Source organism: Marinobacter sp., from assembly GCF_048259445.1.
Taxonomy (GTDB): Bacteria; Pseudomonadota; Gammaproteobacteria; order Pseudomonadales; family Oleiphilaceae; genus Marinobacter.
The window spans coordinates 15350-27901 of record NZ_JBLXHQ010000009.1 but is presented as its reverse complement, the minus strand read 5'-3'; the positions used below and the strand labels follow the sequence as shown (position 1 = coordinate 27901).

The window sequence follows — 12552 nt, the reverse complement described above, 5'->3', positions numbered from 1 at the left end:
CCATGCGTCTTGATCAGTTTATTGCCACGAGCTCACCACTTTCACGTAAAGAGGCCAGGCGCACCATACACGCTGGCAACGTCGAGGTAGACGGCGAAATCTGGAAGGACACCGGTAAACATTTGCCAGCCGGAGCTCAGGTAACGCTGGAAGGTGTCCCGCTAACCCTGCCGGGCGAGCGTTATCTGATGCTCAACAAGCCAGCAGGCGTTGTCAGCGCAACCCGCGACAGCGACCACCCCACAGCACTGGACCTTCTGCCAGAAGAGCTGACCAGCAAGCTTCACATTGCCGGTCGGCTGGATGCCGACACCACAGGCTTACTGTTGCTGACAACCGACGGGAAATGGTCTCACAGGATTACTTCACCACGAGTAGACTGTCCAAAAACCTATCGGGTAAGTCTGAGCACCCCTATTTCGGATTCCGCCATCGAAACTCTGGAAACCGGCGTTATTCTTAACAACGATCCCAAGCCGACAAAACCCGCGCAGGTAAAGGTTCTGGAGCAGAAGCTGATCGAGTTAACGATTTCAGAAGGACGTTACCACCAGGTCAAACGTATGCTGGCTGCGGTGGGCAATCATGTGGAAGCTCTGCACCGACAAAGCATAGGGAGCATTGCTCTGGACCCGGCCCTGGAGCCCGGCAATTATCGGGAGCTGACAGAACAGGAAGTCGCCTCGGCCGGATAATAAGTTCAGGTTCGCTCGAAGCGCTGGGCTTTCAGGTTTTTCCGCACGGTTCCTGCCTCGAACACTTCCCCGTTCATGGCAATATAAACTCCCGGCGACAAAAGCTGCACGGCTGCCCAGGCAAAACCAATATTAAAAACCGCATCGCTGCGGCGCATCCGGGCAGGCTGCATCGCACCCGTAAGGACAATGGTTTTGTCACTCAGCGATGACAGCACCTGAGCGGTTTCAGCCATAGTATCTGTACCGTGCGTAATCAGAATGCGATCGGCGCCACAGCCCGCAACGGCATCGAGAACCAGCCTACGATCCTCATCGGTCATCTCCAGGCTGTCTTTGCGTAACAAGCCCTGCAGATGGTAACCCTTGTGGATATTGGATTCCGCCAGAAGTTCCGGCACCAGAGACTCACCGATTTCAAACTCGCTGTTGGCGTCGAAATACACCTTGTCGATGGTGCCGCCAGTGGTAAAAATCCGGATCATAGGGTTCCTGTCGTGCTCGGCTTACCGTGCGTTCGTTCTTGCGTATCAGTTCAGGGCGGCTGTGGTGCCGCGAACCTTGGCGTTATAGGCAGCGTTCTTCTCCTGCGCGTACTGCCGCGCAGCTTTCGCCACCTGCCCGCTGGCACCGGTATCCAGCCAGCGCTTTATACGCCCTGCATCACCCATGGGTGACCGCGTTCCCAGAGAGTCCAGAAGAACCGTAACCACCTGTTTACCATTCATATTCGAGACCATCACCAGACAGCGCCCGGCCTCCGACAGATAGCCGGTTTTACTCAACCCCACACCCCAGCTTTCACGGTGTACCAGCGCATTGGTATTGCCAAACGACAAACTGTATCGAGGCTTACGGAACTGGCCACGAAAATAATTGGTTGTGGAGAACTCCTGAATCTCCGGATAGCCAGCAGCCGCATTTACAAGCTTGACCAGATCGCCGGCAGTTGAAAGATTCTCCGCCGAGAGCCCGGTCGGGTCTACAAACCGGGTGCCCGTCATGCCAAGGGCTTCAGCTTTGGCATTCATGGCCTCAACAAACTTATCGAAGCCGCCCGGGTGACTTCGGGCAAGCGTATAGGCCGCAAAGTTCTCTGACGACATAAGAGCAATGCGCAACACATCGGCACGACGCATCTGCGAGCCAATCCGGATACGGGTGTAGGCATTGGCCGCAGCTGGCGTATGGCGCTTCTGGAAGACCAGCCATTCATTCAACGGTGCTCCGGACTCGAGCACCACCAGTGCTGTCATTACTTTTGTAATAGAAGCAATAGGCACAGAGCGCTCGGCGTTTTTGCCAAAAACCAGGTCATTGGAACCGACCACGGCCACGGCCGCGTTAACCGATGCCAGATTCGGGCCCTGGATATCGGCTTTGCCGGCGCTATTCTGCTGGGCATGAACCAGAACCGGCAGGCTGAAGACCAGCCACAGCAACATCTTCGCCATATTAATTCTTTTCATCTATTACACTCATCTTGAACTCTGTTCAGCCAGTTTGACGGCATCAGGGTAGATCGGTAACTGCACCAGTGGATGCGGAGCTTACGGTGCGGGCGTATTTTGCCAGCACTCCCCGGGTAAAGCGTGGTTGGGGTGCCACCCAGGCTGCACGCCGACGTTCCAGCTCCTGCGCTGATATGTCCAGCTCAATGCTGTTGGCTACCGCATCAATGGTAATTGTATCGCCATCCTCAACCAGCGCAATGGGGCCACCGCTTGCCGCTTCGGGAGTAATGTGGCCAACCACAAATCCGTGGCTGCCGCCGGAAAAGCGGCCGTCAGTAATCAGTGCCACATCATTACCAAGCCCTTTACCCATAATCGCTGACGTCGGGGTCAGCATCTCCCGCATACCCGGCCCACCTTTGGGCCCCTCGTAGCGAATAACCAGCACATCTCCGGCAACGACAGTACCATCCATGATTCGGGCCTGGGCCTCTTCTTCCGAGTGGAATACTCTCGCTCGACCGGAAAAGTGAGTGCCTTCCTTGCCCGTAATCTTGGCCACCGAGCCCTCTGGAGCAAGGTTGCCATAGAGGATGCGCAGATGGCTGTCTGCTTTGATCGGGTTATCGAAGGCGCGGATGATGTCCTGAGCCTCAGGGTAAGGTGCAACAGCCTTCAGATTTTCTGCCAGCGTTTGCCCGGTTACCGTAAGGCAGTCCCCGTGCAACAACCCCCGCTCCAGCAGCATTTTCATCAGGGGCTGAATGCCACCTATCGCCACCAGCTCCGACATCATGTAATGCCCGCTCGGGCGCAGATCCGCCAGCACAGGTACGCGCTTCCCGATATCTACAAAGTCCTCCAGGCTCAGCTCAATATCAACCGTACTGGCCATTGCCAGAAGGTGCAGAACCGCATTGGTTGAGCCACCCAGAGCGATCACAACCGTAATGGCATTTTCGAAGGCCTCCCGGGTCATGATATCCGAGGGTTTGATGTCCTTGTCCAGAAGGTTCAGAACTGCCGCACCGGCGGCCCGGCAATCGTCAGTCTTGGTATCGGATACCGCATTCTGAGCTGAGCTACCCGGCAGACTCATCCCCATGGCCTCAATTGCAGACGCCATGGTATTGGCAGTGTACATACCACCACAGGAACCCGGGCCGGGTATGGCGGTTTCCTCGATCTGTTTTACTTCAATCAGATCAAGGTCTCCACGGGCATGGGCGCCCACTGCCTCGAACACAGAAACAATGTCTGTGTGGTTTTTACCGGGCATGATAGTGCCGCCATACACAAACACCGACGGCCGGTTCAGCCGGGCCAGGCCAATCAGGCAACCGGGCATGTTCTTGTCACAGCCGCCGATAGCAACCAGCCCGTCAAATCCCTCGCAGCCTGCCACGGTTTCTATGGAATCCGCGATAACCTCCCGTGAAACCAGAGAGTACTTCATACCCAGGGTGCCATTGGCAATGCCATCGGAAACGGTGATGGTATTAAAGATCAGGGACTTGCCACCTGCTGCATCGGCACCGGCAGAAGACGCCTCTGCCAGCTCATGGATGTGCATATTGCAGGGCGTCAGGTTGCTCCAGGTTGAAGCAATGCCAATCTGAGGTTTGCGGAAGTCATCGTCGGTGAAGCCAACAGCCCGCAGCATGGCCCGGCTGGCGGACTTACCAATGCCGTCTACTACAGGGGAGGAATAGCGGCGGCGTTTGTCATCAGTCATCGGTCTCTCCTTATCAAAAGCGTTCAAAACCACAGTTGTTGTCAGAAGTCGGCCTGACTGACCTGTATCAAAAGGAATGATGTTCGTGTGTCTTAGACTCGTTCGAAACAATCAAGCCGTGGAGGCACACTATGTCATCACCCATTTCGCCATCAGCGGCTTGCCCCGAGTATGAATTGTGGCGTCGGGGGTATGGCGTAATCCAGCATACCGAAACTACATGCGATCATGTACAGGTTCTTGCATCACGTCTTGTTGCTGCCGGCCTTCAACCTGATACCGCAACCGTCTATCGCAAGCTTGCAGATCTGGACCGGCTGACCAGTGCCGGCATGTGGCTGGTTGTGCACATGACCTATGCAAATCGTGTTGACAGCTCCGGCGCTCCGCTGTCGGCACGGGATTTCAAAAGCAATCCTGAAGGCCATACCGGCGGGACATTGAACATGATACCGGCTTACGCGGCTTATCTGGCACTCAACAACCTGACCGGAGAGACCCGTAGCTGGCTGATGGGCCAGGGGCATTGTGTAGCGGCTATCGATGCACTGAACGTGCTGACCGGCAACCTGCTCCCGGAACAGCATGAACGTTATACAGGAACAGGTGGGCTATCACGGATGGTAGCCGATTTTTACAGCTACCAGCAAAAACCGGATGGCACCATGGCAGCGCCACTGGGAAGCCACGTTAATCCCTATACCGCAGGCGGCATTATTGAAGGCGGCTATCTCGGCTTTGCAGAGCTCCAATATGCACACATGCCATTGCCAGGCGAGTCGCTGGTGGCTTTTCTTTCCGACGGCGCTGCCGAAGAGCAAAGGGGCAGTGACTGGATTCCTCGCTGGTGGCGGGCAAAAGACTGCGGACTGGTAACGCCCGTGATGATCGCCAACGGTCGCCGTATTGATCAACGCACCGAGCTGGGCACCCGCGAAGGGCTCGAGCGGTTCGAGGCGCATCTGGCAGCACGGGGCTTTGATCCGTTCCGGTTTGATGGGCGGGATCCGGCCGCGTTTGTGTGCGCCCTATCGGAGATGGAACAGTCACTGCAATATCGGGCCGGGCAAGCGCTCGAGGGTAAACTGGATTACCCGGTTCGCATCCCCTACGGCATCGCGGAAACTATCAAAGGTTTTGGTTTCTACGGCGCAGGCCTCAACCCCGCTCACAACCTGCCATTGCCGGGCAACCCGCGTATGGATGTGCGTGCCCGGGAGCTGTTCAGGGAGCACGCAGCGCGGCTCTGGGTAGCCCCGGACGAATTGGCAGACAGTGTGCTTCGCCTCAAAGAGCACAAACACCAGGGCCGACCTCTGGAACGGGATCATCCCCTGGCAAAACGCAACCCGCCAGATCTTGTTATGCCCACCATAGCGTCGCGCCACGATCAGGTTTCTCCGATGCTCGCGGTGGACAGTTTTTTCCGGGCACTGGTTAAGCAAAACCCTGATCTCCGTGCACGAGTGGGCAACCCTGATGAACTTGCAAGCAATCGCCTGACTGGCGTTCTGGAGGACCTGAAGCATCGGGTAAACGACCCCGAGAATTCCTCAGAGTCTGTGCACGGCAAGATCATTACCGTACTGAATGAGGAAGCCGTTGTTTCTGCCTGCCTCGCGAACAAAGCCGGAATCAACCTGGTTGCAAGCTACGAAGCCTTCTGTGTAAAAATGCTCGGCGCCATCCGGCAGGAACTGATTTTTGCCCGGCACCAGAAAGCCGTTGACCGCCCTGCTCGCTGGCTTGGCCTGCCGGTTATTGCCACATCCCATACCTGGGAGAATGGCAAGAACGAGCAGTCCCATCAGGACACCACTTTCTGCGAAAGCCTGCTGGGAGAAATGGGTGATGTGTCACGGGTTATCTTTCCTGCGGATTACAACAGCACGCTCGCGGTTCTTCCTTCGGTCTTTAACGGACGAGGTAAAATCAGCTGCATGGTAATTCCGAAACGGGAGCGGCCCTTTGTTTTTGATGCCCGTGAAGCAGAAACTCTTGCCCGGCACGGCGCTCTGGTTGTGGATGAGGACACATCGGGAGGCGAGCCTATACTGATGATCGCCAATGGCGCCTATCAGCTATCAGAAGCCATCCGCGCCTGCGATCGCCTGCGCGAGACCGGCACTTCGTTTCGCCTCGTCTATGTGCAAGAGCCGGGGCGCTTCCGCGAGCCAAGGGACACCCTGGAGGCAGAAAGCTGCATGTCGGAGATTGAGCGGGAACGCCTGTTCCCGAATCGGTTGCATCGAAGAGTGGCACTGACCCACATGCGCCCCGAAGTATTCCGCGGTCACCTTCACCCGTTATTCCCGGATCCGGGCCACAGCAGAGTGCTGGGCTATATAAACCGGGGCGGCACACTGAACGAAGCCGGCATGTTGTTTGCCAACCGCTGTTCCTGGGGCCACACCCTGGCGGCCTGCGCCAGCGTTCTGAACAAGCCGCCCGGTGAGTGGTTGTCCAGTGCAGAACTGGCCGCAGTAGAAGGCCGCGGTGACCCGGTACTGATCACGCGCGGCCTGTCCTGACGACTAGCCAGCAATCGGCTCTACGCGCCGGTTGCCCGCGCCGGGCCGAACCATGCGGCTTGCACTGCGTGTTGTATCTATGGCGTAGTCACGGGATTTGATGGTGTCCACAAAGTACCAGTCGGCTCGGGCTGCCTCGATTGTGAATGTCACTATCATATAACCGCGCTGGTTGATGTTGAGATAATCCAGATCATCCACCAGTATGCCGATACCCTGCTCGGCGCCAGTAATCAGATCTTCAGGCAGTTCCAGGTAATCTTCCAGCCCTGGCGAAGATACAGACGATGTCGCGAATTCCACGCCAATCTGATCACCACCAAGATCCTTGAGGTTATTGGCCCAGGCGTTGTGCGTATCTCCGGCCAGAACCACAAGATTTTTGTTCAACTGCTTTGCCGTACCCAACACCACTTCGCGTTCATACTGATAGCCGTCCCAAGCATCAAGATTATAGGGAGCAACAGTCTCAATTCGCGCCAACTCAGCGTCTGTGAGCGTGGGATCGCTCATTAGTTTCCGACCCTTGAGCAGTGCGAGCTCCCCCAGTTGTTGAGGTAATCCATCAAAATCCTCTGTTGCAATCTTGACAAGCAACTCTGCCGGCAGATTCATTCGCCCCATCAGTATCTGCTGCCCCAGTACTTGCCAGGTCGCTGTGGAATACCCCATTGAGGCCTGTAGCCAGAGCAGCTGCTCTGCTCCTAGCAAAGTACGGTTTGTGCTTCCCACATCCGCTATAAACCGCGCCTGATCAAGCCCGTTGGCCGTGAAATAGTCCAGATAGTCCAGTTGCTCATCCCGGCCCATATGGCGGGTGTCCAGCATATGCAGGGCGACCAGATCACCAAACTGGAAAGTGCGGAAAATGGCTTCATCGTTACCTTCGATCACCGGACGGATCGGCATCCATTCAAAATAAGCCTGCAACGCCTCAAGCTTACGGGTACCGTAATCTCCTTCACCGGCGTTGTGGTTATCGGCGCCGTCTTCCCAGGCATCGTTGGCTACCTCATGATCATCCCAAACCACGATAAACGGCACCTTGCCGTGCAGGGTTTGAAGATCACTATCTCCCCGGTATATACCGTAGCGACGCCGATAATCTTCAAGCCTGATCAGTTCAAGATTGTTTTCTGCCGGGAATGTGCGACCCAGCGCAGCCGCATCTGCAGCGGCGTAACTGCCAGCCTCACTGCTGTATTCGTAAATATAGTCACCCAGATGGACAACTGCATCCAGATCATCACGCTTGCTGATTTCCCGATAGACGTTGAAATACCCAGCCGGGTAATTTGCACAGGAAACAACAGCCAGCCGAACTGAATCTACGCTTCCTTCAGGCAGGGTCAGGGTGGTGCCGACAGAAGACTCACTGTCGGAAGTATGGAACCGATAGTAATAAGTCTGGCCCGGGGAAAGACGACGAACATCTATTTTCACCGTAAAATCATGAGCCTTTCGGGCCTCAGCGATACCCGAATGGATCAGGTTTTCAAACCCCCTGTCGGTCGCTACTTCCCATGCGACGCTCACGGCTTTTTCCAGATCTTTATCTGGCACTACCCGTGTCCACAGAACCACCCCGTCCGCCAATGGATCACCACTGGCAACACCATGGGTAAACACGGTGGAGCGCTTGTCATCACTATCCAATATGCAGCCAGCCAGGCCCGTCGAGACAACCACTGCACCCATACCCATAGCGGACGCTTTCAGGAAATCCCGTCTCGTCAGTTTTTTCATTTTTATTTTCCCTGTGAGTTCCCGGTACCGGGCAACGGTTGCCCGAAACACAACGGCATGCGCCTTTACAGCGCCTGCATAGAAATTAGTCTGCCCGGGTTAATAACGCACTGCCAAATTGCGACAACACGATGTCAAATTGCGACAAATAATCTGCCAGGCAAGGGGGAATGCAGAGAGGGAAAGCAAGCAGGAAAGGATGACTGGCAATTATAACGTATCAAGGTACCCGGAAAGCCGGGTACCTTCTGATGCATCACGCTTACGACTGGCGCGGGTCTGTTTCAGCAACCCATGGATTTGTTTTCCGGCTGTCGCGGAACGCCAGAAGGCTTTCAATACCGGTGAAATCCACCAGGTCGCGAAAATCGAGCCAGTCCACCAGGCAATAAAGACACATTGCCGGATAGTTCCACTGCTCGAACTGCCCGTCTTCCACCTGGGCGGCCAGGGTGCGCATGGTGGTCATAATACGCTCACGCTGCAAATCGAAAAACAACACGCCCGGGGCATCTACATCCAGTCCAGAGCGTTTTGCCAGCAACAGGATGACGGCTGAATCATTAGCGCCGTCTATCAACGTGAGCTGGTTCTGCTGATCCCAGGTAAGAGGATCCCGACCCTGCTTGGCACTGATATAACGGGAGATAATTCGTGAGTCATAAATTTCCTGACCATCACTTTCAAGCACCGGTATTTTCAGCGCCGGATTATTGCGCCGTATTTCGTCCCGGTCTGCGCCGTAGATATCCAGGTTAACGAAGTCGTAACGCTCTTCGTCCAGAAGAATGCGGATACGCCGAACGTAGGGCGAGGTAATTGATCCAATCAGCTTCATAAGCTCTCCGGTTATGTAACCCAGTAATACTCGGTGTCCGGCTGAAATGTACCACATCAAAGCCCCGGCGCAGAAAATAACCGGACTTTCACAACGAAAAAAGGCAGCCGAAGCTGCCTTTTTGGCGGTTACTACTCTATCCGAACGGGATTAGAGAGGAGTAACGTTCTCCGCCTGAGGACCTTTCTGGCCCTGGGTAACGGTGAACTCAACTTGCTGGCCTTCTGCCAGAGTCTTGAAACCGCTGCCCTGAATAGCGCTGTAATGAACAAAAACGTCCGGGCCGCCTTCACGAGTGATAAAGCCAAAGCCTTTTGCTTCGTTGAAGAACTTAACAGTACCGGTAGTAGTAGACATACTTAAACTTCCTGAAATCAATCATATTATCTGCTGCCATTCACTGAATGTGGCCGGTCAGCGTTTTACGGAAATACAGAACTCGCGGAATCAAAAACAGGACGGTCACTACTAACTGCGGAGTACGTCTTATTCATGAAATGCTTTGCTGAATCTTTCCTTCACAACCAACTCTACTCCTGAATAACGGGCTTGCCAAGTAGATTTAGAATAAATCCTGTAGGTAGTGGTACTCATCAGCCTTTCATCAGACTAAAGGTGTAAATACCCAATGCTGTCATGAGAATGGACCCAACAACATGCACAAGAATGCCCGTTATCGCCATTGCCCATTTACCGTCCTGAATGGCTGCAAACATCTCCAGGGAAAACGTGGAAAAGGTCGTCAGCGCACCGCACAGACCGGTAATGGCAAACAGCCGCCACTCAGGTGCCAACGCACTGCCATGACTGAAGTAGCCAATCAGCAACCCAACCAGCCAACCTCCACCGAGGTTGGCTACGAGGGTTCCAACAGGAACCACGTGATAACTGGTGTTCAACCACAACCCCAGCAACCAGCGCAGATTGGCACCGACCACGGCGCCGGTGCTGACAGCAAGGAGCGACAACCACATGTTCAGCGGCTTTTCCGGTTACGCGGGGTTATGGTCAATCACGGTTTCCTTGTTACGGGCAAACTCATCGAACGGGAAATCGTCCACAGTGAGCATTTCCAGCACCACGGCCTCATAACCGCGCATGAACTCTGCTTCTTCGCTGGTGTAGATACCTGCTTCCAGTGCCGCCTCAAAGCGCTCTTCCGGGTGCAAGGCCGTCATGGGCAGCTCACCTTTCGCATAAGCTTTGGTCGCTTTCCGGTAGAGCTGTTCTGCCTTGTCGTAGTCCTTCAACAGCCCGTTATACGAGGCTACCGGATTGTTCACCGAACCTTCGCCTTCAGTCGTCCAGGTACTCGCAAGCAGCTTGTGGCGAATAGGCGTGTCCGTCGAAATAAACCTGGCAAGTTTGCGGGCCTGATCATCATGAGGATTGCCCCAGCTTCGGCCCATGGGCAGAGTGACAGCTCTCAAAACAAGCGCTACAGCGCGGTTCGGCAGGTTCTGGAGAAAGGCATCCAGAGCCTCTTCCGTGCGGTGCAGTAACAAGCCAAGGCTGTACTGCATCACTTCTTTTTCACCTTCCACCGGCTGGGTTTCGTGCCAGTTCTTGAGAACCATCGACGCCAGATACAGGTTGGACAGCATATCGCCGAGGCGAGCGGATATCAGCTCACGCATCTTCAACTCGCTGCCAAGCGTCGTCATGGCGGCATCCGAACACAAGCCAAAAGCCGCACTGAAACGTGCAACGGCCTGGGCATACTTGCGGCTGGCGCTGTCAAACGGCACGTCTGCGCGACCGAGACCAAGCCCCTGTGTGAACGCACGTGCGGCATTACCGAAAATCAGACCGGCATGGCCAAAGAAGGCTTCGTCAAACGCATGAATGTCGTCGTTATCCTTCGCGGCCAGCTCTTTGAGTACGTATGGATGGCAACGGATGGCACCCTGGCCGAATATCATCAGGCTGCGGGTCATGATGTTCGCACCCTCTACCGTAATGGATACGGCAGAACCGCTGTAGCCAATACCCAGATAGTTACGCGGGCCAAGGGTTACCGTTTTACCGCCGTGGACATCCATGGCATCGGTGAGGATCTCACGCTGCATTTCGGTCAGGTGATATTTGAGGATAGCTGACGGAACAGCTGGTTTTTCGCCTTTATCGATCATGTTTGCGGTGTGGTTAACCGCAGATTGGGCGATGTAAGTTTTGGCCGCGATGCGCGCCAAAGGTTCCTGCACACCCTCCATGTCTGCCACGGGCGTATTGAACTGGCGACGGATACGGGTGAAACCACCGGCGGTGCCAACGGCATAAGCTGCTGAACCCGCCGCACCGGAGGGTAGCGTGATACAACGGCCAACAGAGAGACACTCAACCAGCATACGCCAGCCCTGACCCGCCATTTCCAGACCGCCGATGATGTAATCCAGCGGTATAAAGACATCCTTGCCAATAATCGGGCCGTTCAGGAAGGGGCTCCCGATGGGACAATGACGGCGGCCGATTTCCATACCTTTGGTGTCGCGGGGTATGAGCGCACAGGTAATACCATAATCTTCGGTATCACCGAGCAGGCCATCCGGGTCAAACATGCGGAATGCCAGGCCAACCACAGTTGCAATAGGCGCAAGCGTAATCCAGCGCTTTTCGAAATCCAGCCTTATGCCAACAACTTCTTTACCGTCTATCTCCCGCTTGCACACAATGCCGGCATCCGGCAGTGAGGTAGCATCCGAGCCCGCGCGTGGGCCGGTCAGGCCAAAGCAGGGTATTTCGCGGCCGTCGGCCAGACGTGGCAAATAATGATTCTTCTGTTCATCCGTACCGTACTTGAGTAACAGCTCGCCAGGCCCGAGGGAGTTGGGTACGCCCACGGACACCATGAGCATTTCATTGGCGGCAATTTTCTGCAGTACCGCAGTCTGAGCCTTGGCGGAAAAGCCCAGCCCGCCGTACTCTTCAGGGATAATCATCCCGAAGAACTTCTCTTTCTTGAGAAAGTCCCAAAGCTCTTTCGGCAGATCGGCACGCTCGACAGCAATATCCCAGGCATCACACATGGATATGGCCTGAACGCACTGGTTATCCACAAAGGCCTGCTCTTCTTCGCTCAAACCAGTATGACGGTTGATCAAAAGGTTGTGCCAGTCTGGCTGACCGGTAAACAGTTCGCCGTCCCAGCCTACAGTACCGGCTTCAAGTGCTACCTTCTCGGTATCGGAAACCTTGGGTGCGACCTTCTTGAACATGGCAAAAACACGTGGCGTGAGCCAGTTCTGGCGCAGTCCCGGCAGTCCGGTCGCAGCCGTAACGGCAGCGCCGATAAAAAGAATCAGGGCCAGCCACCCGGATGCAAAGATCATCGACAGCAGGCCAACCACGACCATCACACCAATAGCCGGCTTGGCACCGGATTCACGTCGCATAACAACCAGCAAGGCTGTCAGCGCCACCAGAAACAGGATAAATGTCATCATAAGTTCTCTCTGTCATCCATGGTTTAAGATTACAAATACTTACGTTTACGGTATCTCATCAGATGATTACTGGCCAGCGAGCGCAACCGTGTCCAACGGCTAAGCGCTGC

10 protein-coding genes are annotated in these 12552 nt (G+C 55.1%); 2 read left to right on the top strand and 8 right to left on the bottom strand.

What is annotated here, in order from left to right; all coding sequences use genetic code 11:
- Positions 1-2: 2 nt before the first annotated feature.
- Entirely contained in the window at positions 3-695 is a 693-nt protein-coding gene (gene rsuA, locus ACN0RL_RS08365; RefSeq protein ID WP_417515625.1) for a 16S rRNA pseudouridine(516) synthase RsuA, read from the top strand.
- Positions 696-700: 5 nt separating this feature from the next.
- On the opposite strand, the gene ACN0RL_RS08360 is transcribed toward rsuA, so the two are convergent.
- The 3 genes from ACN0RL_RS08360 to ilvD are packed head-to-tail and all read right to left on the bottom strand — an operon-like array spanning position 701 to position 3884.
- Positions 701-1180 carry an asparaginase domain-containing protein gene (locus ACN0RL_RS08360; RefSeq protein WP_417515623.1) on the bottom strand — a complete coding sequence of 160 codons (480 nt, stop codon included), beginning with the start codon at positions 1178-1180 and terminating at the stop codon, positions 701-703.
- A 45-nt stretch (positions 1181-1225) separates the two neighbouring features.
- On the bottom strand, positions 1226-2164 hold the full coding sequence (pbpG, locus tag ACN0RL_RS08355) for a D-alanyl-D-alanine endopeptidase (RefSeq protein ID WP_417515621.1): 939 nt from the start codon (positions 2162-2164) through the stop codon (positions 1226-1228).
- Positions 2165-2207: 43 nt separating this feature from the next.
- Positions 2208-3884 carry a dihydroxy-acid dehydratase gene (ilvD, locus tag ACN0RL_RS08350; protein WP_417515619.1) on the bottom strand — a complete coding sequence of 559 codons (1677 nt, stop codon included), beginning with the start codon at positions 3882-3884 and terminating at the stop codon, positions 2208-2210.
- A gap of 131 nt (positions 3885-4015) precedes the next feature.
- Here ilvD and ACN0RL_RS08345 point away from each other — a divergent pair, with 131 nt between their 5' ends.
- Positions 4016-6415 carry a xylulose 5-phosphate 3-epimerase gene (locus ACN0RL_RS08345; RefSeq protein ID WP_417515617.1) on the top strand — a complete coding sequence of 800 codons (2400 nt, stop codon included), beginning with the start codon at positions 4016-4018 and terminating at the stop codon, positions 6413-6415.
- A 3-nt stretch (positions 6416-6418) separates the two neighbouring features.
- Here ACN0RL_RS08345 and ACN0RL_RS08340 read toward each other — a convergent pair whose 3' ends face one another.
- The 5 genes from ACN0RL_RS08340 to ACN0RL_RS08320 all read right to left on the bottom strand — a co-directional run bounded on the left by ACN0RL_RS08340 (position 6419) and on the right by ACN0RL_RS08320 (position 12439).
- Positions 6419-8161: an alkaline phosphatase D family protein gene (locus tag ACN0RL_RS08340; RefSeq protein WP_417515615.1), complete on the bottom strand. Its 1743-nt coding sequence runs from the start codon at positions 8159-8161 to the stop codon at positions 6419-6421.
- A gap of 262 nt (positions 8162-8423) precedes the next feature.
- On the bottom strand, positions 8424-8999 hold the full coding sequence (locus ACN0RL_RS08335; RefSeq protein ID WP_417515613.1) for a glutathione S-transferase N-terminal domain-containing protein: 576 nt from the start codon (positions 8997-8999) through the stop codon (positions 8424-8426).
- Between the two features lie 150 nt (positions 9000-9149).
- Positions 9150-9356, bottom strand: a complete 207-nt coding sequence (locus tag ACN0RL_RS08330; RefSeq protein ID WP_071265711.1) for a cold-shock protein — start codon at positions 9354-9356, stop codon at positions 9150-9152.
- Positions 9357-9592: 236 nt separating this feature from the next.
- Complete coding sequence (crcB, locus tag ACN0RL_RS08325; protein WP_417515611.1) at positions 9593-9973, bottom strand: fluoride efflux transporter CrcB; 381 nt, start codon at positions 9971-9973, stop codon at positions 9593-9595.
- Between the two features lie 18 nt (positions 9974-9991).
- On the bottom strand, positions 9992-12439 hold the full coding sequence (locus ACN0RL_RS08320) for an acyl-CoA dehydrogenase (RefSeq protein ID WP_417515843.1): 2448 nt from the start codon (positions 12437-12439) through the stop codon (positions 9992-9994).
- Positions 12440-12552 lie beyond the last annotated feature (113 nt).